The 21,712-nt window shown below is 45.0% G+C and carries 18 protein-coding genes and 2 tRNA genes; 8 read left to right on the top strand and 12 right to left on the bottom strand.

Features of this window, described 5'->3' with window-relative positions; translation table 11 throughout:
* Nucleotides 1-22 precede the first annotated feature (22 nt).
* The 6 genes from FTV34_RS13195 to FTV34_RS13170 all read left to right on the top strand — a co-directional run bounded on the left by FTV34_RS13195 (nucleotide 23) and on the right by FTV34_RS13170 (nucleotide 5,659).
* Nucleotides 23-99 (top strand) — tRNA-Met (locus FTV34_RS13195).
* Between the two features lie 88 nt (nucleotides 100-187).
* Nucleotides 188-264: transfer RNA gene (locus FTV34_RS13190), tRNA-Met, on the top strand.
* Between the two features lie 224 nt (nucleotides 265-488).
* Nucleotides 489-1,013 (top strand): ribosome maturation factor RimP, encoded by a 525-nt coding sequence (rimP, locus tag FTV34_RS13185; protein WP_179992192.1) that lies wholly within the window; start codon nucleotides 489-491, stop codon nucleotides 1,011-1,013.
* 35 nt (nucleotides 1,014-1,048) lie between these two features.
* Nucleotides 1,049-2,533: a transcription termination factor NusA gene (gene nusA / locus FTV34_RS13180; RefSeq protein WP_004787201.1), complete on the top strand. Its 1,485-nt coding sequence runs from the start codon at nucleotides 1,049-1,051 to the stop codon at nucleotides 2,531-2,533.
* Nucleotides 2,534-2,543: 10 nt separating this feature from the next.
* On the top strand, nucleotides 2,544-5,255 hold the full coding sequence (gene infB / locus FTV34_RS13175; RefSeq protein ID WP_180011351.1) for a translation initiation factor IF-2: 2,712 nt from the start codon (nucleotides 2,544-2,546) through the stop codon (nucleotides 5,253-5,255).
* On the top strand, nucleotides 5,255-5,659 hold the full coding sequence (locus tag FTV34_RS13170; protein ID WP_004810065.1) for a ribosome-binding factor A: 405 nt from the start codon (nucleotides 5,255-5,257) through the stop codon (nucleotides 5,657-5,659). The genes infB and FTV34_RS13170 overlap by 1 nt, the downstream gene beginning before the upstream one ends.
* Nucleotides 5,660-5,738: 79 nt before the next feature.
* Here FTV34_RS13170 and FTV34_RS13165 read toward each other — a convergent pair whose 3' ends face one another.
* The 11 genes from FTV34_RS13165 to FTV34_RS13115 form a co-directional block, all read right to left on the bottom strand.
* Nucleotides 5,739-6,137 carry a Na+/H+ antiporter subunit G gene (locus FTV34_RS13165; protein WP_005233541.1) on the bottom strand — a complete coding sequence of 133 codons (399 nt, stop codon included), beginning with the start codon at nucleotides 6,135-6,137 and terminating at the stop codon, nucleotides 5,739-5,741.
* A gap of 10 nt (nucleotides 6,138-6,147) precedes the next feature.
* On the bottom strand, nucleotides 6,148-6,423 hold the full coding sequence (locus FTV34_RS13160) for a monovalent cation/H+ antiporter subunit F (RefSeq protein WP_004787192.1): 276 nt from the start codon (nucleotides 6,421-6,423) through the stop codon (nucleotides 6,148-6,150).
* Nucleotides 6,420-6,938 carry a Na+/H+ antiporter subunit E gene (locus FTV34_RS13155; RefSeq protein ID WP_034169751.1) on the bottom strand — a complete coding sequence of 173 codons (519 nt, stop codon included), beginning with the start codon at nucleotides 6,936-6,938 and terminating at the stop codon, nucleotides 6,420-6,422. Before FTV34_RS13155 ends, FTV34_RS13160 begins: the two co-directional genes overlap by 4 nt.
* On the bottom strand, nucleotides 6,938-8,746 hold the full coding sequence (locus FTV34_RS13150; protein ID WP_180070489.1) for a monovalent cation/H+ antiporter subunit D: 1,809 nt from the start codon (nucleotides 8,744-8,746) through the stop codon (nucleotides 6,938-6,940). Before FTV34_RS13150 ends, FTV34_RS13155 begins: the two co-directional genes overlap by 1 nt.
* Nucleotides 8,746-9,111: a Na+/H+ antiporter subunit C gene (locus FTV34_RS13145; RefSeq protein ID WP_004787185.1), complete on the bottom strand. Its 366-nt coding sequence runs from the start codon at nucleotides 9,109-9,111 to the stop codon at nucleotides 8,746-8,748. The genes FTV34_RS13150 and FTV34_RS13145 overlap by 1 nt, the downstream gene beginning before the upstream one ends.
* Nucleotides 9,112-9,115: 4 nt before the next feature.
* Nucleotides 9,116-11,953, bottom strand: a complete 2,838-nt coding sequence (locus FTV34_RS13140; RefSeq protein ID WP_180070487.1) for a monovalent cation/H+ antiporter subunit A — start codon at nucleotides 11,951-11,953, stop codon at nucleotides 9,116-9,118.
* A 437-nt stretch (nucleotides 11,954-12,390) separates the two neighbouring features.
* Nucleotides 12,391-13,785, bottom strand: a complete 1,395-nt coding sequence (locus tag FTV34_RS13135) for an AAA family ATPase (RefSeq protein ID WP_180070485.1) — start codon at nucleotides 13,783-13,785, stop codon at nucleotides 12,391-12,393.
* Between the two features lie 39 nt (nucleotides 13,786-13,824).
* Nucleotides 13,825-15,327, bottom strand: a complete 1,503-nt coding sequence (locus tag FTV34_RS13130; RefSeq protein WP_034590271.1) for an AAA family ATPase — start codon at nucleotides 15,325-15,327, stop codon at nucleotides 13,825-13,827.
* Nucleotides 15,328-15,346: 19 nt separating this feature from the next.
* Nucleotides 15,347-16,129, bottom strand: a complete 783-nt coding sequence (hisIE, locus tag FTV34_RS13125; RefSeq protein ID WP_166136369.1) for a bifunctional phosphoribosyl-AMP cyclohydrolase/phosphoribosyl-ATP diphosphatase HisIE — start codon at nucleotides 16,127-16,129, stop codon at nucleotides 15,347-15,349.
* A gap of 215 nt (nucleotides 16,130-16,344) precedes the next feature.
* On the bottom strand, nucleotides 16,345-17,232 hold the full coding sequence (locus tag FTV34_RS13120) for an SDR family NAD(P)-dependent oxidoreductase (protein ID WP_166136366.1): 888 nt from the start codon (nucleotides 17,230-17,232) through the stop codon (nucleotides 16,345-16,347).
* A 295-nt stretch (nucleotides 17,233-17,527) separates the two neighbouring features.
* Nucleotides 17,528-18,805, bottom strand: coding sequence for an O-acetylhomoserine aminocarboxypropyltransferase/cysteine synthase family protein (locus FTV34_RS13115; RefSeq protein WP_180070483.1), 1,278 nt, complete (start codon nucleotides 18,803-18,805; stop codon nucleotides 17,528-17,530).
* A 319-nt stretch (nucleotides 18,806-19,124) separates the two neighbouring features.
* On the opposite strand from FTV34_RS13115, the gene ettA reads away from it, so the two are divergent.
* A complete protein-coding gene (ettA, locus tag FTV34_RS13110; protein ID WP_005233568.1) occupies nucleotides 19,125-20,786 on the top strand; it encodes an energy-dependent translational throttle protein EttA in 1,662 nt (553 codons plus the stop codon).
* 43 nt (nucleotides 20,787-20,829) lie between these two features.
* Here the strand turns inward: ettA and FTV34_RS13105 are convergent, their stop codons facing one another.
* Entirely contained in the window at nucleotides 20,830-21,240 is a 411-nt protein-coding gene (locus FTV34_RS13105) for an SEL1-like repeat protein (protein WP_180070481.1), read from the bottom strand.
* A 333-nt stretch (nucleotides 21,241-21,573) separates the two neighbouring features.
* On the opposite strand from FTV34_RS13105, the gene FTV34_RS13100 reads away from it, so the two are divergent.
* Nucleotides 21,574-21,712: transposase (locus tag FTV34_RS13100; protein ID WP_145755836.1), on the top strand; the 139-nt coding region annotated here is incomplete at its 3' end.

The raw sequence follows: 21,712 nt of genomic DNA, 5'->3' as shown, positions 1-21,712 counted from the left end.
CTGAATGTTATTTGTATGCTGATGCGGGATGGAGCAGTCTGGTAGCTCGTCGGGCTCATAACCCGAAGGTCGTTGGTTCAAATCCAGCTCCCGCTACCAATTTTTCAGTAACAGATAACAAATATGCAGAATGATGTGGTTGTGATTGAAAAGTTCGCATCTTTTGTATATAATTTTTGCACGTTGATGCGGGATGGAGCAGTCTGGTAGCTCGTCGGGCTCATAACCCGAAGGTCGTTGGTTCAAATCCAGCTCCCGCTACCAAGTTTCTTAAAAGAGGCTCACAACTATGGTGGGCCTTTTTGCACAGTGGGATTTGAAAAAAGTTCAAATTGTGCATTAATTGGGGCGATTTACGCCCTTTTTTATTGGCTATCGTGTAGTGTCGACAATATTTGGTCAAATCTCCATGTTTCACTACTACTATAGTTTGTATTGGTTTGTAGTGGTCAAATAGATCATAAAATCGCACCAGATGACGAGAGTAAATGAAGCTATCAAATAAAACTCAAGCACTTCAGGACTTGATTGCACCAGCAGTTGAAGCCTGTGATGTAAATCTGTGGGGGATTGAATTCCTGCCACAAGGCAAACGTTCATTATTACGGATCTATATCGACAAACCGGTCGATGAAAATGCAGCACCTGTTGTCAATGAAGATGGCGAAGAAGAGCAGGGTCGTGGTATTGGGGTTCAGGACTGTGTACGTGTCACACAGCAAGTCGGCGCGATCCTGGATGTACATGATCCAATCTCAGGTGAATATTCGCTTGAAGTGTCTTCACCAGGTTGGGATCGTCCATTCTTCCAGCTGGAGCAGATGGCTCATTATATCGGACAAACGGTTGCGCTGCGTTTGATCAGTGCCGTCGATAACCGTCGTAAATTCCAGGCAAAACTGGTTGCAGTCGACCTTGAAAATGAAATGATTCAAGTTGAAGTAGAAAAGCAACAGATTTTGGATATCGACAGTCACAATATCGATAAAGCAAACTTGGTCTATCAAGATTAATTCAATTAATAAGAATCTGAACGAATAGGTGACTTATGGCACGTGAAATTCTTACCGTCGTTGAAACGGTTAGTAACGAAAAAGGTGTAAGTCGTGAAGCAATTTTTGAAGCGCTAGAACAAGCTTTGGTTGCAGCGACTAAGAAGAAATTCTACGAGGGGACTCACTCGGAAGAAGCTCGTCTTCGTGTAGAAATTGACCGTAAAACTGGTGATTATCGTACTTTCCGTCAATGGGAAGTGGTGGCTGATGAAGATCATGAAATGCCTGCCTGTCAGGATGCGATCTCTGATGTTGATCCGGCACAATGGTCGATTGGCGATATCCGTGAACTGGAAGTAGAATCAATCGATTTCGGTCGTATTGCTGCCCAGATCGCGAAACAGGTGATTGTACAGAAGATCCGTGAAGCAGAACGTGCACTGGTTGCCGATGCTTATGAATCTAAAGTCGGTGAGCTGATCTACGGTGAAGTGAAAAAACAAACCAAAGATGGTTTTATCATTGACTTGGGTGACAACGCAGAAGCGTATCTGGCACGTGAAGAGATGATTCCGAAGGAAATCCTTCGTCCGAAACAACGCGTAAATGCGATTCTATATAGCGTTAACCGTGAAGGCCGTGGTGCACAATTGTTGTTGTCACGTGCTAAACCGGAAATGCTGATTGCATTGATGAAAAAAGAAATTCCTGAAATTTCTGAAGAAATCATTGAAATTAAGGCCGCAGCTCGTCAACCGGGTGTTCGTGCTAAAATTGCAGTGAAAACCAACGACCACCGTATTGACCCGGTGGGTGCTTGTATTGGTATGCGTGGTACACGTATCCAGGCTGTACAGCAAGAGCTCAATGGCGAGCGTATTGATGTGGTAGTTTGGTCGGATGATCCTGCGCAATATATCGCAAGCGCATTAGAACCAGCAGATGTATCTAGTATTGTCATCGATGAAGATGCACGTACTGCAGACATCATTTTCGCGACTAGTGATCAGCTAGCTCGTGCAATTGGTTCACAAGGTCAAAACGTTCGTCTGGCATCTGAATTGACTGGCTACAAGCTGGACATGATGCTGGAAGAAGAGTACTACGCACGTCAGCAAAGCGAAGCGCAAAAATACCTGGATATGTTTGTTACACGTCTGGATATTGCTGAAGATTTGGCGATGGCGTTAGTAGAAATGGGCTTCACCTCGCTTGAAGAAATTGCTTACGTACCGCCAGAAACGTTTGATGAAATCGAACTGGATGCGGAACTGGTTGAACTACTGCAAAGCCGTGCGAAAGAAATTGCACTTGCTGATGCATTACAACAGCAAGAAAACGTACAAGCGCCAAGTGAAGAACTTGTTGCAATGGAAGGCATGACAGCAGAGATCGCGCAAGCTCTCGCAGCTCGTGGTGTGGTAACCGTAGATGACTTAGCTGACCAAGCGACTGATGATATCGAAGATATCGAAGGTCTCGGTGCTGAGAAGGCCGGTCAACTTATTATGAAAGCGCGCGAATCATGGTTTAACTAGGAGGTAGTATATGACGGACAAGTCGATTAAAGAGTTAGCACTCAGCGTGGGTCGCCATGTTGATAAGCTCCTAGAGCAGGTTCGTGAGGCAGGTTTACCACAGCGTAAAGCTGACGATATTATTACCACCGAACAACAAGACCGCTTAATGAATCATGTGAAAAAGACACAAGGTTCGGATGGCCATGCAGGACAAATCACGTTGAAACGTAAAACGACCAGTACTGCTAAAGTGGCAAGTACTTCAGGTAAGGCGAAAACGATTAATGTAGAAGTTCGCAAGAAACATACATTCGTCAAGCCAGACCCGGAACAAATTAAAGCAGAAGCTTTAGCGAAGGCTCAAGCTGAACAGCAAGCGAAAGCAGAAGCTGAACAGAAGTCAGCTCCAGCTAAAAAACCTGCTGATGCACCTAAATCAGGTACAAACAATGCAAGCAAAGCCCTAGAAGCAATGCGTGCAGCTCAGAAACAAGAAACTGAGAAACAGGAAACACCTAAAGCAGCTGTTGTGGTAAAACGCAAATCAACTAACAAGCCGATTGTGAAAGCAGCGGTTAAACAAGTTGAAACAGCAGAACAGAAAAAAGCGCGTGAAGCTCAAGCCGCTCAATTAAAAGCAGCTGAAGAAGCAGCACGTCGCAAGGCAGCTGAAGAAGCACAACAACGCACCCTTGAGCAAATGCGCAAGATGGCGTCGAAGTATTCTTCTGAAGATACCACTGCAACTATTCGTGTGATTGATGATTCTCCACTTGCTGCTGGTCTGGTTGGCCAGGCATATGAAGACTCATTTGCGAAAGAAGACCGCGAAATTAAACGTGGTACTAACACTTCAAATACACGTTCACCGAAGAAAGGTGGTCGTCGTGGTGAAGAGCAGTCTTTCCGTGATAACTCACACAAACGCGGTTTGAAATCTAGCCAAGCGAACAAGCATGGTTTTGAAAAACCAGTGAAAAAACAGGTTTATGACGTTGAAATCGGTGAAACGATTGTCGTTGCTGACCTTGCTGCGAAAATGGCGGTTAAGGTTCGTGAAGTGATCAAGTCACTGATGAAAATGGGTGAACTGGTTACTCAAAACCAGGCGATCGATCAGGAAATCGCGGCACTTGTGGTTGAAGAAATGGGCCATAACCCGGTACTGGTTTCTGAAACTGCAGTCGAAGATAACCTGCTTGAACAGGCTGAAGAAGCACGTGGTGCGCAAACTACTCGTGCGCCAGTTGTTACGATCATGGGTCACGTTGACCATGGTAAAACATCGCTTCTTGACCGTATCCGTCGTGCCAAAGTGGCGCAAGGCGAAGCAGGGGGTATTACCCAGCATATCGGTGCTTACCATGTAACCACGGATAAAGGTATTATCACATTCCTTGATACTCCGGGACACGCAGCGTTTACTGCAATGCGTTCACGTGGTGCCAAAGCGACTGATATCGTAGTCCTGGTTGTTGCAGCAGATGATGGTGTGATGCCACAAACTGCAGAAGCAATCGATCACGCACGTGCAGCAGGTACGCCAATCATTGTTGCAATCAACAAGATGGATAAAGACTCTGCTGATCCAGATCGTGTATTGAACGAATTGACCACCAAAGAAATCGTACCTGAAGAATGGGGCGGTGACGTTCCTGTAGCGAAAGTATCTGCACATACTGGTGCGGGTATTGACGAACTTCTTGACCTGATTTTAATTCAGTCTGAATTGCTTGAATTGAAAGCGTCTGAAGAAGGTGCGGCGCAAGGTGTTGTGATTGAAGCGCGTGTTGATAAAGGCCGCGGTGCAGTGACTTCTATTCTGGTTCAAAACGGTACGCTGAAAGTGGGTGACCTGGTACTTGCTGGTTCATCTTATGGCCGCGTTCGTGCCATGACCGATGAAAACGGTAAACGTATCAAGTCTGCAGGTCCTTCGATTCCAGTCGAAATTCTGGGTCTTCCAGAAGCACCGATGGCAGGTGACGAAGTTCTTGTTGTGAATGACGAGAAGAAAGCACGTGAAGTTGCCGATGCGCGTATGGATCGTGAACGTCAAAAACGTCTTGAACGTCAATCTGCAATGCGTCTTGAAAACATCATGGCGTCTATGGGCAAAAAAGATGTGCCGATCGTTAACGTAGTGCTGAAAACTGATGTACGCGGTACATTGGAAGCACTTCATGTTGCATTGGCTGAGCTTTCAACGGATGAAGTAAAAGTACGTATCATCGGTTCGGGTGTAGGTGCGATTACTGAATCTGACGTCACACTTGCTGAATCTTCAGAAGCGGTTCTTCTTGGCTTTAACGTACGTGCCGACAATACTGCACGTCAAAAAGCAGATGCAGACAGTATCGACATTCGTTACTACTCAGTGATCTATCAATTGATTGATGACGTGAAAGCAGCGATGAGCGGTAAGCTGGCTCCTGAACACCGTGAAACCATCTTGGGTGTTGCTCAAGTACGTGAAGTGTTCCATTCAAGCAAATTTGGTGCTGCAGCAGGCTGTATGGTACTTGAAGGCGTATTACACCGTAATAAACCGATTCGCGTATTACGTGATGACGTGGTGATCTTCCAGGGCGAGCTAGAATCTCTTCGTCGCTACAAAGAAGTGGTGGAAGAAGTTCGTGCCGGTATGGAATGTGGTCTTGCGGTGAAAGGCTATAAAGACATCAAACCTCTCGACAAGATCGAAGTGTATGATGTGCAATTGATTAAACGGAGTCTTTAATGGCGGGTAGTCAACGTCTGAAGCGTATGGCGGATACGGTACAACGCGAGTTGTCCGAACTGATCCGTCAGGAGCTGAAAGATCCACGTCTGGGTGGTCTGGTGACCATCTCAGCCGTGAAGGTGAGCCCAGACTTAGGATATGCTGAAGTTTATGTCACAGTAATGGGTCGTGAACTTGGTGATGAGCAAAGTGAAGCGGCAAATAAAGAAACACTCGATGTCCTGAATAAGGCATCCGGGTTCTTGCGTCATGAACTGAGCCGTCGGATCAAGACACGTATTACACCTCGTCTACGTTTCCATTACGACAAAACCAATGCATATGGTAACTATATGTTTGGTCTGATTGCTGAAGCAGTGAAGGATTTACCTCCTGCTGAAGACAAGAAAGATGAAGAATAAGCTTTTATAAAGCGCAATAAAAAAGCCACCTTAGGGTGGCTTTTTTATTGTTGAACTTTTAAGTAGAACTGGCTAACTATTACTTTGAATCCTGGTCATTCATTTTCTTTTCATAAAATGCACGACGGCGGGTTTTCTGCCAAGGCAATGGACGTTCCAGAGTTTCTGGCACTTCACCACTCATCGAGCGCAAACGTAAATGCAAGGCCGCTTGCGCCATCAGGTTGGCAGATACCGGTGCAGTAATGAACGCAAACAAGGTAATCAGTACTTCAGCAAAACCTAAACGACCATAGATAGCCGAAAAAATAATAGAAGCGATCAGAAAGCTTCCCAAGCCTAAGGTACTGGATTTAGTCGGTGCATGCAGACGCATAAAAAGGTCGGGTAGACGTATCATCCCAATGCCACCCACCAGCATAAAAAACGCGCCAATCAATAAAAAAATCGAAACTAGTATTTCTAAAATTAAAGGCATTTAAAAACTCCTAGTCGATGACATGTCCAGTGGTGAAATAGCGGGCAAGGGCAGCGGTAGAAACAAAGCCCAGCATGGCCACCAGTAGGGCACCTTCAAACATGAAAGTGCTGCTCCAGTAGATTCCCAGAATCACCACCAGACAGGTTGCATTTAAAAATAGGGTGTCCAGTGCCAGCAAACGGTCAACGATTGATGGGCCCATAACCAGCCGGATCAGACACAGCAACATGGAAATCGTGACAGCACCCAGACAAATCAGCAATGCATATGGCAGAATGGTCATGCTTCAGCTCCTGATTGTGCGCTAAAAATTTTAATCAATGGTTGTTCATAGCGCTGTTTAATAGTTTCAATTTCGGCCTCTTCATCATCCGTGCTTAAGGCATGCACCAGAATATCGCCACGGTCCTGATCAATCCCCGCAGAAACTGTACCAGGTGTCGTGGTAATTATCATCGCCAGTAAAGTATTCACTTCTTCATGTTCGGTATCCAGAGGTACCCGGAACCATTTGGGATGCAGATTTTTGGTCGGTCCCAGCACCAGAATCGCGACTTTAATATTAGCGACAATGATGTCCCAAACAACGACCCAAAACAGGCGCATCGCTGGCACCCACCGGATATTCGGTGTGTAATCAATAAAAGGGGCGACCATTCTCGGAATTAAGATCGCCAGAAATATTGACATAAGGAGTGTGCCGGCTTCCATATTATGGGCCAGCATGATCCAGCTCATCGCCACAATGACCGAAACGAAAGGATGTGGGAACCAGCGTTGAAGTAATGATTCAGCCATTAAAGACCCTCCGCCGGTTTAAGTTGATTGTCGTCGTATTTGTTCTGTTCAATATACTGCTTATCAATCTGACGCTGTTTAAATTCAGAAATATGATCGCCATTTAAGGTATTTTCTGAAATGACATAAGGAATCAGGTGCGCATTTGGATCAGGCGTTTCACCACCGTATTTGGTTTCTGGTAAATAACCCGGATCAAATGGCTGTACACTGATGAACTTACCTTCAGCATCACGTTTTAATAATGCTGCTTCATAAATCGGATTGGTCTTAATCTGTGCTGCGGTCTGATAATTATATTGATAAATCGGTGCAGCAAAAACAACGTAGGCTGTCAGACTGAGCAATAATAGATAAATAACCCGGTCATTCCGTGCTGGTGCCTTGCTGGGCAAGGATTCATATTTGCTGAATTCTTCAGAATTTTCATCCTGTTCTGGTCGGCTTGAACGCCAGAACAGAATAAAACCGACCCGGGTAAAAGCCAGAATACTTAGTAAGCTGACCAGTAGAACCGTAAAGATAATCAGCATTTGATGTTCAGACTGTCCTGAAGCTTGCAGGATAAACACTTTACCGAAGAAGCCACTGAAAGGTGGCAAGCCGGCCATCATCAAGGCAATGATGAAATACACAATAGAAACCAGCTTATTCTGTTTCATCTGTGGGGCAATTTTAAAGTGATCTTTAAATTCACCGCGTTGTGAAGTAATCCAGCCACACAGGATATAAAACGCTGCGCCAATCAGGGTACTGTGCACCATATAATACAAGGCACCTGCCCAGGCTTGGGTACTGTTCATGGCAATCGCAATCAGAATGGTGCCGACTGAAGACAGGATCATAAAGCCGACAAAACGGCGTAGACGTTCAGTCCCAATGGCACCAAATGCGCCATAGAGTGAAGTAATCACCCCAATGACCAGCAGACAGTTCATCAGAATCTGATGACTGTATTCATCATCAAATACAGTACCATTGACCCGGATAATTGCGTAGATCCCGACTTTGGTCATGATGGTAAACAGGGCAGCCACCGGAGTAGTTGCAACAGCATACGTTTTAGGAAGCCACAGGCCTACCGGTAACATGGCTGCCTTGATCCCGAACACCACAAATAGCATCAGTCCGCCTGCAACGGCCAGCTTATGTTCATCGCCTGTCAAAGTTGGCATCAGTCTAGCGACATCAGCCATATTCAGACTGCCGACACTGCCATAAATCATGCCGAGTCCGATCAGGAACATGGCAGAAGCGAGCAGGTTAATAGCCACATAATGCACACCGAGCTGGAAGCGTGCCTTGCCTTGCCCATGCAAAAGTAGGACATAGGAGGCCATTAACAGGATCTCGAAGAACACGAACAGGTTAAACAAGTCACCGGTCAGAAAGGCACCACTAAGCCCCATTAATAGAAAATGGACCATGGCGTGGAAATAGCGCCCGCGAATATCCCATTCTTTGCTGGCATACCAAACGATTGGCAAAGCGAGTGTATAGGTCAGTACCAGCATCAAGGCAGAGAGTTGGTCCAAGACCAGCACAATACCAAAAGGGGCAGCCCATTCACTTAAAGTGTAGACATTAATTTGCCCTTGGCTGCTATTGATCAGGTAGCCAATCGCCATAATCAAACCCAATAGAGTCGAAATATGACTCACGCCACGACGCCACGGCTGACGCCAGTCGGTAATCAGAGAACCAGAACCTGGGTTACCTAACAGTACTAAAATAAAGGCAGTAAACGCCGGTAAAAGAATACTGAAAATAGGGGTGTGTTGATTCAAGAAGTTGAGAAGATCAGTCATTACGGCTCATCCTCACGTGGGTCATGTTGCGGTATCTCTTCTTTGGAATCAACGTGATCTGTTCCTGATTCATAACGGCTACGTAAGGCCAGCTGTACAATAAAGGCGGTGGTGGCAAAACCAATTACAATTGCGGTTAAAACCAAGGCCTGAGGTAAAGGATCGGTGACCTGCGTGGCTTCGGTGAGCACTGCAGGCGAATTCATCTGAATACGGCCCATGGCAAATAAAAACAGGTTCACTGCATAACCAATCATGGCCAGTCCAAGGACGACCGGAAAGGTACGTGCCCGCAGAATCAGATAGATCCCGGTGGCAGTAAGTAGGCCAATTGCTGAGGCTAATAAAAGTTCTAAACTAATCATTCTATTATCCTCTTGGTACTGGGCCAGTCATACTGGAGTGACGGGAGTCACCCAGAACGGAAATCATCAGCATGGTCGCCCCGACTACAGTGACATAGACACCGACATCAAATAGCGCGGCAGAAGCCAGATGCATATCGCCAAGTAATGGTGGATGAACATGAATATGGGCACTGGTCAGGAAAGGACGTGACCAGAACCAGGCTGCGATGCCAGTCAGGCCAGCAATAGTCAGGCCGACGCCAATCCAGATTTCATAGAGACGTCCAGATTTAGCTCCCAGCATTTTTTCTGCATGATCCTGACCAATGGCAACGTATTGAATGATCAAGGCCAATGAGGTGACCAGACCGGCAATAAAACCGCCACCCGGAAGATTATGGCCGCGCATAAAGATATACAGACTCACCACCAGTGCTACCGGCAAAATCCATGATGCAGTAATTCTTAGCATCAAAGGGGAGGGGTTAAAACGGTAAGTCAGGCCTTGGGTAATGGTGGTGCCATGAGCACGCATACCATCCATCAGACTTAGTACACCAATGGCGGCAATCCCGAGTACGGTAATCTCGCCAAAGGTATCGAAACCACGGAAATCGACCAGAATTACGTTGACGACGTTTGTACCGCCACCAAGCGGAATCGATTGTTGGATGAAGAACCAGGAAATTGAATTATGGTCACGTGTCATAACTAGCCAGGCAACTGTTGCAATTCCTAGACCCCCGCAGACCGCAATCACTGCATCTCGCCAGCGTCGGGTCGGGCTGGATTCATAAGGTGTGAGTTGTGGCAGGAGTGACAGGCTCATTAGTAGCAGAACCGTCGTTACTACATCGACTGTAATCTGGGTCAAAGCCAGATCGGGTGCCGAAAAACCAATGAAAACCATGGTGACGACTAGACCGACTGCACCGCTGATCAGGATGGCTTTAATCCGTTCATGATGGAACCACAGCATCATCCAGCAGGCAGAGAACAGCATTAACCATAGAACGATGGCAAGCACTGGAGCATGGGTCAGTTCGCGGCTACCGGTGTCGATCCCATTGACGACGAGTGGATAGCCCACCAGACCAATGGTAAACAGCACAATCCACAAAATGTAACTTTGCAATTTGCCATTTTCAGTCGCTCGGCGGAAACGTCTTGAATTCATTAACAGATTTTTCAGGAACAGATCAAACAGTACACGGCCTTGCAATTTGCCGAGTTTTGGATCCAGATCAATTTCCCGGATTGCGCCGCCTTTAGCCAGTGCAAAATAGAAAATCGCACCGCCGAATATTGCAATAATACTCATCACCAAAGGCAGATTAATACCGTGCCAGAGGGCGAGGTGAGTGCCTTCAAAGGCGAAATTCTGGGTTGACGCTTGTGTGGTACTATTTACAATCTTTTCGACCAGTAATCCTGGTAACAGGCCGACTGCGATACACAGGAAAGCCAGTAAAATAGCCGGTGCACGCATACCAAATGGTGGCTCATGCGCAGCTTTATTTGGGACTTGCTGGCCTAATGGACCATCAAAAAACACGCCATGTACCAGACGAATCGAATAGGTGACAGCGAAAATCCCGGCCAGTGTTCCTGCAATAGCTGCACCGATCATGACTGGGCCACTTAAGTTTGCGACCAGTTCGGTAAAGAACATTTCCTTGGACAAGAAACCATTGGTTAATGGAATACCAGCCATGGAGGCGGCGGTGATCATGGTCAGTGTTGCGGTAAAAGGCAGCATTTGCCAAAGACCAGACAATTTTCGCAGATCCCGGGTACCGGATTCATGGTCAATGATCCCGGCAATCATGAATAGGGCAGCTTTAAAGGTTGCATGGTTAATGATATGGAAAATTGCTGCTGCCACGGCCAGTGGTGAGCCAATACCCAGCAAACACATGATCAGGCCCAAGTGGCTAATAGTTGAATAGGCCAACAGACCTTTCAGATCTTCTTTAAAGATGGCAAAGAACGCTGCCACACACAGGGTAAATAACCCGATAAAAGTAACAATATTATGGAACAGTGCCGCGCCTGCAAAAATTGGCAATAAACGTGCGACTAAAAACAGGCCCGCTTTAACCATGGTGGCAGAGTGCAGATAGGCAGACACCGGCGTCGGTGCTGCCATGGCATTTGGTAACCAGAAGTGAAACGGGAACTGCGCACTTTTGGTAAAAGCACCGAGTAAAATTAATAATAATGTCGGTACAAATAGGGCATGTGCCTGAATCTGTTCGCCCATCATCAGGATCTGGTCAATCTGATAGGTACCCGTCATCTGTCCGAGTAGAATAAAACCACCCAGCATAGATAAGCCGCCCATGCCGGTAATGGTTAGAGCCATGCGTGAGCCGCGTTGGGCCGCTTCGTAATTGCTCCAGTAACCAACCAGCAGAAAGGAAGAAATACTGGTGAGTTCCCAAAAGATCAGGAGAATCAGAAGATTATTAGACAATGAAATGCCGAGCATCGCTGCCATAAACAGCATCAGCAGGAAATACAGTTTACTCAGGGAGTTTTTAGGGCTGAGATAGTAATAGGCATAGATATAAATCAGGGTACCAATCCCACTAATCAGCAGAGCAAACAGCATGCCCAAAGCATCCAGCCGGAAACTGAAATCGATTCCAAGCTGGGGTAGCCAGGACCAGGTCTGGGTAATTACCGTTCCATTAAATACAGCAGGCGCCTGACTCAACAGTAATAAGAAACTGCTGAGGCTGACGGCAATTGCTCCTAAAGCCGTTACCCCGCGTGAAAATTGCTTCAGCCACGAGACAAGGGTTGTGCCTAATACTAACGGTAACAATATAATAATTGGCAGCACACTCGTATCCATTGTCGTGATATAGGTTAAGGTCAACCTAGGGTGAATCTTTATCTTTCAAGGATTACAGGACCGCAAAGAGCGACCCAAAACTTCTCGATCTTGAAAGCCAGAATGATATTCAAACAGAATAAAACAGTTGTATTGCGCAACTTATAAACGATAGCAAATTCCGATTTTACAACGAAAATTGCAAGTAAAACCGATCATATTACAGGATAACCACAACATCAATGTTTTTATGTAGAACTTGTAGATTATACGTAAGCTTGGTTTTGATATGGGGTGCATGCTTGAACATCTCGTACAAATTTGACCGAAAATAAAGATCAAACTCCCTGCATTTATTGATAAAAATTTATAACTTCTTGATCAGAAATGCAGAAAATCAAAACCTATTCTTGCATCCTGATTTTAATTTTTAAATTGCATTATCGTTTCAGCACTAGTTAAGAAGATTGAGGCAGGCTTTGTGAATTATCCTGACTCAACAGTTGTAAAAGTTCTTGCTGCTGTTCTGTGCTTAGCTGTTCCTGAATCAGTTGCAAAACAGACTGAGCCGTCAAGTTGACTATTTCTGGTTCCTGAAGTGCATCTTCAACTTTTTCTATATCTGAATGATTCTGGCTCATCTCAAGCGGCAACTCTGCATAAAAATGATCATACTGAACCTGCATTGGATTTAGATGGATGGGATGCAACTGTTTATTTTCCAGTTTTAGACACTGAAAATCCTGAGCCTGCTCCAGCAATTCCGGCCGGTTTCCAGTCACAACAATCTGCAAGTTAGGAAACGCCTGATGCAGACGCGGTAAAATGACGGCGGCCATGTCCTGATCCAGTTGATGATCAATTTCATCAATCAGTAAAATGCCAGTACCTTCCTGACAGGGAAATAAGCTGTGCGAATTAAGCAGACAAAGGCGCCGTACAACATCTCCCACCAGTGCAATCCAGTTCCGGATACTGCTCGACAACTGCTGAAAGCTAAAGGTGTGATCCTGATAACGCACCATCAATTGCAGCTTGGGCTGGTAGTCCAGATAAATCTGGCTAAGTTCTGGTAGTACAATGGATAAAGCTTCACGCAAGGCAGTCAGGCTCGGTGTATGCATATGTGCTTTAGCTTTTTCAATTTGCTGGACCAGCTGATCTGCTTGTATATCATCCGATTGCTGTAGCGCCTGATCTAGAATCTGGTCAATGATCTTGGCACTTTGTGCATTTTCAATATCACTGATTTCACGAAACCATTCAAAGAAACGTGCAAAAGTCGTAAAAGGGATAGCAGTAATTTCATAGGCATGCGCAGTCTGAAAAACGGCCTGATTATTTTTGCTGAGTAAATTGATTTCATTGACGAAGCGTTCAGCCGGATAATAGGCGACCATAGGCAGGCCGAGCAAAGGGTCATGTTGTCTTGCCTTCTGATAAAGATTCACCATGGTATCGAGTTGCTGGGTTTCCGCTTTGGCAAAGCCAATGCCCTGACTATTTAAGGTTTTATATAACTGCCAGGAACAGGATTGGGTAGGGGCTGCTTCTCCCTGTGCTGATTCAGGCAATGACCTCAAATCGTCAGGAAAACGCACCTGGATATCAATTTTGGATTGCAGGCGGTTTTGCAGGATATCCTGATCCAGCATACTTAAACCTGCGGTACGCAAGTCGCGAAAACGTGCAGAAAACCAGGTCAAAGCCTGATAACTCAAGCGCAGCAAGGTGGTTTTACCCGAACCCTGATCACCCAGAATTAAAGTCACAGGTGTTTTTTGCAGATCAAAATCGAGCTGGATATTAGAAAAGTGCAGAGCATGTTTGAGTTGTATTTTTTCGATGTGCATGGATCACCTGTAGCGTGATTTTTACATCTATGTTTTACCTTAGCCAACGGCTTGGCGCAGTGACTGTGGCATCCTGATTTTCAGTTGTTGAATGAGGTCATAAATGTGATGAATATTTAAGCTTACTTTAGCACGAGTACAGGCCACGTAAAGCAGACGTAACTCTTCGTCACTAATTTTATGGTCTTTCTCATTCAGCTTGAACTGGTAGTCATCTTCAATATGCACACGATCCCATTCCAGACCTTTGGCCTTATGCGCGGTAGAGATGATGTAGTCCGCTTGTCCGATTGGGGTGATTTTGGCGAGGGCAGTTTTCAGGGGATCAGTGCCATGTTCATCAACCAGTTTGACTAAAGGCTTGATATCACTGCCTTCATTGGTCTCACAGTATTCGTGTACATCATGCCATGAGTTAAACCAGGCCAGTTCAGGCACATCAACCACACGCTTGCCCTGTTTCAGCATCGCAGCGGCATCAACAAAACGGTTCAGTTTGACATGATCCGCTTGCAGGCTGACTTTATCGCCACGTACTAAACCGGCAAGTAATAGTTCCATAGCACGCGCATTGGTCCGGCATAGAATCGCATCGCGTAGTTTAGTGTGCGGTTTATTGACCACTTTGGAATTTAAGTGCGGATTGCCGAGTAGGGGCACGGTTTCATTCAATGCTCCTAAAATCGCATTAGCATTCAGCGCAATTTCAGGCCCGAAACGGAAGGAAGTGGTCAGACGAGATTCGGGTAGCGGCAGCTGCTGCATGGCATTCACTGCGCCACGCCAGGCATAAATTTGCTGGTGCGCATCGCCGACATAGATGACCTGAGTGCTACGCTGTTTTAGCAAAATTCCAAGCATTAGCGGATCGGCATCCTGTGCTTCATCAAACAGCACATAGTCGGCAGGAATATTGGGCTCAGACAATGCCCAAAGTTTCAGGTAAATATCATGCCCAATCCCGGCCTGATGATTGGGATCAATTGACTCTAACCAACGCCGTTCAACTGCTGGATAAAGTTTCTTTTGCAATGCTTCAATATCATCTGGGTGTAGCCAGCTCGGTGCCTGAATATGTCGCGGGGCGGGATATTGCGAACTGGTTGAGCAGAAATAGCCAACTGCATTCGCGACCAGACTGGCCAGACGCGAAGGCATCAGTACATATTTTTCATAACGTCCGCCCATCATCCGGCGCAAGGTCATCGGTTCAAGGCGATATTCTTTGGCAATAAAGCTTGGACTTAAACGCGGTAGGCGTAGTTTATCCGTGACTCCACGTGGAACACTGCGAAAAGCCAGGGAGTGGAAAGTACGGCAGTCGACACCACGATGAAACTTGTTTTGTGCTTCTGAGGCAATGGATTTATTAAACGCCAGATACATGCCGCGCCGTTCCGGCATGGCATCACTGATCATTTGCAGGGTCGTAGTTTTACCTGTGCCCGCATAGGCAATGACTTTAAAAGATTTTCCCAGACGTGCGTTATCAATGGCAGTGGCCTGCTCATAGGTCGCTTTGGGTTTTTGCAGATCAGACACAGGTAGATTCATTCACGACTTAATGTTGACGATTGGCTTTTTCAACCAGACCGGATAGACCCTGACGGCGTGCCAGTTCATTCAGGACCAGTTGTGGATCAAGGTCAAAATAACCAAGCATGACAATGGTATGGAACCACAGATCAGCTACTTCATAGATCAGGTCATTCTTGTTGTCTTCAGAGGCTTCAGTTTTGAAATCTTTAGCCGCGATCACGGTTTCAAAGCTTTCTTCACCGACTTTTTCCAGAATCTTGTTTAAACCTTTATGGTACAGCTTGGCCACATAAGAGGATTCCGGATCAGCTTTCTTACGCTCTGCCATCATCTCGCCCAAGTATGATAATACTTCAACCTGTTCAGACTGAGCAGTTGAGGCATTCATAGCAAGGGTATGTGGATTTGTTGATTTTTCACCGTAAATTGCAGCAGGATCTTTGATTTGTACATCCACAATTTCCCAGCCATTCGGTGTCAGTTTACGGTAGAAACATGATTCACGACCAGTATGGCAGGCAATACCACCATGCTGTTCAATCTGTAAAATAATCACGTCAGCATCACAGTCCAGACGGATTTCATGTACAGTCTGGAAATGGCCAGATTCTTCACCCTTATGCCATAACTTGTTACGTGAGCGGGAGAAATATACCGCCTGATTTTTTTCAGCAGTTAAAGCCAGCGCTTCACGGTTCATCCAGGCGACCATCAATACACGACCGGTTTGATGGTGCTGGGCAATGGCAGGGATCAGACCTTGTTCGTTAAATTTTACTTCATCGAGCCATTGCACGTTGTTCATAAGGGTTTCCATTAATTGAATCAGAATATAAAAAGATGGATAGGAAATATCCGTCCATAGTGTACGTGATCTCGACGCATTTGCGGCAAAAATCTGTGCCTGAAAAGACAGGATGTGTCTTTAGGCGCATTCAGATTATAAACCTGAGCGACTGAATCTCTAAAGTGCAGAAATAAAATAGCCGCCCTTAGGCGGCCAGAATATTCTTGAAGAAATTACCAGTGCTCGCCCGGGAAGATCCGCGCATAGGCCTTTTGTACCCAGTTCAGTTTTTGCGGCTGACCCACTGATGCTGAAGAGCTTGGGAACAGGTTATAACCGATCGACATCAGGACATTGTTAATGTCTGGTGCAATCGCATAGGTAATCGAAGCCAGACGTCCCAAATTGGTCGCCACTTTCTTCGGACGTTTCACAATCGCATAAGCAATCAGTTCGGCTGCCTGTTCCGGAGACAGGGTAGGCACATATTTATAAATCTTGGTCGGTGCAATCATTGGCGTACGAACCAAAGGCATATAAATCGAAGTGATCGCAATTTTATGTGAATGGACTTCTGCAGACAGACAGCGGCTGAAAGCATCCAGTGCGGCTTTAGATGCGACATAAGCCGAGAAGCGGGTAGCATTCGCCAATACACCAATCGAGCTGATATTGATGATATGACCTGCACGGCGAATCATCATTTGCGGCAGGATATTCATCACCAGACGTACAGCACCAAAATAATTTAGCTGCATGGTACGTTCAAAATCATGAAAACGATCTACTGATTCATGCACCGCACGGCGAATCGAGCGGCCCGCATTGTTAATCAGGATGTCGATATGATCGACTGAAGCAATAATCTGTTTGGACACTTCATCAATGGATTCCATGTTGTTGAGATCACATGGAAATACTGAAGCTTTACCGCCCTTGGATTCAATTTCTTTTTTTACTTGTTCTAGGGTGTCTTTGGTACGCGCGACTAGTAAAACATGTGCGCCAGCATCTGCCAGCTGATGTGCCGTCGTTAAACCTATACCACTGGATGCGCCTGTAATGAGAACAGTTTTACCTGCAATACGTTTTTCCAATTGTTTCTGTAGTCTAGTTTTCACGTTTGTTATCCCTAATTTGAAGACTGCGTTCAAATTATTTTTATTAAAAAATCAAAGATGGCTCTAACAAAGATAAGAGCGAAGATGAGTACTAATATGATAACTAATTATTTAAGAAAATCTATACATTAAACTATTGAAAATAAAATAAAAATTAGAGTAATTGCTCTATTTGTGTTCGCCGTTTCAATTGATTTTTATCATGAAAATAAATCACAAAGCAAGTGATTGTATTCAAAAAATAAATAAAAAAACTCCAGCATTTTTGCTGGAGTTTTCTGCTTTAAAATGAGGCTTAAACTGCTGCGAGAGAGTGTTCCAGATCCGCAATCAGGTCATCAATGTGTTCAATCCCGATCGATAAACGTACCATATCTTCACTTACACCAGCCGATTTGAGCTCTTCAGGATTAAGCTGGCGGTGGGTGGTGGTTGCCGGGTGGCAGGCGAGACTCTTAGCATCCCCAATATTGACCAGACGGGTGAACAGTTGCAGGGCATCGATAAAACGGGCACCGCCTTCACGGCCATCTTCTACACCAAAAGTCAGAATGGCAGACGGTTTACCTTTCACATATTTTTGTGCCAAAGCATGCTGCGGGTGATCTTTCAGACCGGCATAATTGACCCATTTTACTTTTGGATGTTGTTGCAAATATTCTGCAACCTTCAGCGCATTTTCAGTATGACGTTCCATACGTAGGCTCAAAGTTTCCAAGCCTTGCAGAATTAAAAATACATTTTGCGGGCTGATCGCTGCCCCGGTATTACGCAGAGGTACGACGCGAGCACGCGCGATATACGCCGCTTCACCTAAAGCTTCAACATAATTCACACCATGATAACTCGGATCAGGTGTATTCAGAGCAGGGAAACGTTCAGCATGTTGCCCCCATGGGAACTTGCCACTATCCACGATAATACCGCCGATCGAATTACCATGACCGCCAATGTATTTGGTGAGTGAATGCACCACGATGTCGGCACCGAAATCAAAAGATTTCTGTAGGACTGGTGTCGCTACAGTATTGTCGACGATGACTGGTACGCCATATTCATGGGCAATTTTGGAAATCGCTTCGAGGTCAATAATATTACCCAGCGGGTTACCAATTGATTCCACAAAAACCAGTTTGGTCTTGTCATCAATTAGGCCACGTAATGCTTCCGGGTCTTGATAATCAAAGAAGCGAACTTCGATCCCTTGTTTAGGCAGCGTATGCGCAAACAGGTTATAGGTGCCACCATATAAAGTGGACACCGAAGCAATATTGTCACCCGCTTCAGCAATGGTCTGAATCGCATAGGTAATCGCAGCCATACCCGAAGCCAATGCCAGCGCACCAATCCCGCCTTCCAGAGCTGCAATACGTTGTTCTAGCACCGCTGTGGTAGGGTTCATAATGCGGGTATAAATATTGCCCTGAACTTTCAGGTCAAACAGATCGGCACCGTGCTGAGTATTGTCAAAGGCATATGAGGTGGTTTGATAAATTGGCACTGCCACAGCTTTAGTAGTAGGTTCCGGGCTATAGCCTGCGTGAATCGCTAAAGTTTCTGCTTTATGAGTCATGATCGTTGGTCTTCTTGTGTTTTTAGCTGTAATGAAACTGCTCAAATATTAGCACTTGAAATATGAAGAAAAGTGCATATTTATTCAAATGAATATCTTAATTAACGATATAGCATCAATAAAATAATGCAAGTTTAGGTGTCAGAAATGCTGTTTGAAAAATAAACAGGATTAAACTTGTAACAAGGCATTAACTTCACGTGAATGGCTTATGTTTTGAAGACTTTCTGCGTATAATAGCCGATTATTTTTTCGCTCATGATTGAGCAGGGGGAGTTTGTTTCTTCCCCCATTTGGTTTTTCAATTGAGGAGTCCTACGTGGCCCAATATATTTATACGATGAACCGAGTGTCCAAGATGGTTCCGCCAAAGCGCGAAATCCTCAAGGATATCTCCTTATCATTTTTCCCAGGCGCAAAAATTGGTGTGCTTGGTCTGAACGGTGCAGGTAAATCTACTTTGCTTCGTATTATGGCGGGCGTAGATAAAGATTTCTCTGGTGAAGCGCGTGCGCAACCGGGTATCAAAATTGGTTACCTCGAGCAAGAACCACCACTTGATCCAACCAAAGACGTTCGTGGCAACGTTGAAGACGGCGTACGTGAGGCACTTGATGCATTAGAACGCCTTGATCAGGTATTTGCAGACTATGCAGATCCAGATGCAGACTTCGATGCACTAGCAAAAGAGCAGGAAAAACTGGAAGCGATTATCCAGACTTGGGATGCGCATAACCTGAATAACCAGCTGGAACAGGCTGCAGCAGCATTGAACCTGCCAGCATGGGATGCAGATGTAACCATGCTTTCAGGTGGTGAACGCCGTCGTGTGGCATTGTGCCGTTTGCTGCTGTCTAAACCAGACATGTTGCTTCTTGACGAACCAACCAACCACTTGGATGCAGAATCTGTATCTTGGCTGGAACGCTTCCTGAAAGACTTCCCGGGTACTATCGTGGCGATTACGCACGACCGTTACTTCCTGGATAACGTGGCCGAGTGGATTCTGGAGCTTGACCGTGGACATGGTATTCCTTACCAAGGTAACTATTCTTCTTGGTTGGAACAGAAAAATGCGCGTTTAGAACAAGAGAACAAGCAGGAAGAATCGTTTGCTAAAGCATTGAAAAAAGAGCTTGAATGGGTTCGTTCAAATGCGAAAGGCCAGCAGAAGAAAAACAAAGCACGTATGGAACGTTTCGAAGAGCTTAACTCTCGTGAATTCCAGCAACGTAACGAAACTTCTGAAATCTACATTCCACCTGGTCCACGTCTGGGCAACAAGGTGGTTGAAGTTGAAGGGATCAGTAAATCATTTGGTGACAAATTACTGTATAAAGACCTGTCTTTCACAGTACCACCAACAGCGATTGTCGGTATCGTAGGTCCAAACGGTGCAGGTAAAACTACACTGTTCCGTATGATGACTGGCGAACAGCAACCCGATACTGGTACAGTGACTTTGGGTGATTCTGTAAAAGTTGCTTATGTGGGTCAGATCCGTGACACCCTAGATGATAATAAAACCGTTTGGGAAGAAGTGTCTGGCGGTTTGGATATCCTTAAAGTGGGTGATTATGAAATTGCATCTCGTGCTTATATCGGGCGCTTTAACTTTAAAGGCCAAGATCAGCAAAAACGTGTAGGCGAATTGTCAGGTGGTGAGCGTAACCGTTTACAACTTGCGAAAATCCTGCAACAAGGTGCGAACGTTATCTTGCTCGATGAACCATCAAACGACTTGGACGTAGAAACTTTACGTGCGTTAGAAGATGCAATTCTGGTCTTCCCGGGCTGTGTGATGGTGGTATCGCATGACCGCTGGTTCTTGGACCGTATTGCGACTCACATCTTGTCATTTGAAGATGAGACTCCAGAATTCTTCACCGGTAACTATACCGAGTTTGAAGAGTATCGCCGTAAGAAATATGGCGATGATCTGGCAGCGAAGCGTCAGAAATATCGCAAAATTGGTGCTTAATCAAAGCGCATAAAAAAACCAGCTTTCGGGCTGGTTTTTTTCTTTAATATTGGACACTCATTTGGCTATAAGTATTTGATAACAGTTGTGCAGCTTTTAAATGACCTTGCTGTTTAGCCTTATTCAGCCATTCCTCAGCATGAAAATAATTCTGATCTAAACCTAGACTACCTTTAAGAAAGTGTTTACCCAGTCTATATTGCGCTTCGGCGTGTCCACGCGTGGCTGCACTTAAGTAGTTCCAGAAAGCATTGCGTTGATAATTTTCTTGCTGCTCTAGCTGCGTAATTTGAAATTGTTCAGCTTGGCGTTGCTTTAAAATATGGCAAAGCTTTTCAAACTGTACAGCTTCCAGATAATAGGTGTCTGCTTCAGAAATATAATTTTCTATTTCCGAACCTGTTGGCTCATCATGAGAAAACAGAAAATGTATGACTTTTTTAAGTTTAAGCATTTTTATTCCTCACCTTTGCCATTATTAACAATTAATTAAACTATCCACTAAAGACTACAATATAAAGCGGTTTTATTTCGGTAATGAATTACATGCTTTTAGTCTCATGTTGATATTTTTGTGTATTTAATGAGCAAAAACAAGCAGTAGAAATAAAAAAACTTCATTTTAAAAGTGAAGCAAATTGGAAGAAATATGAATTTGTTGTTCTAGTCGACATTTTGATATTAGGGGTTAGAAGATTTAGTTTTACTAGGGTGTGTTGACACTTTTAGCTTAAAAAAATAGCGAAGTAGTAAAATCAAATCGCCAAACCCAATTTTACTATTCGCTATGCCTCGTACCATGCTGACAGATCAACACTGGCAAAAGTTGAAAGTTATTCTGCGTAATTTATCCATTCACCACAACTCAAATTTACGCAATTTTATTGAAGCTATTCTCTATAGAATTAGAACAGGCTGTCCGTGGC

This window comes from Acinetobacter sp. YH16038 (assembly GCF_013417275.1).
Lineage (GTDB): Bacteria > Pseudomonadota > Gammaproteobacteria > Pseudomonadales > Moraxellaceae > Acinetobacter.
This window is presented reverse-complemented; position numbering and strand designations above follow the sequence as displayed.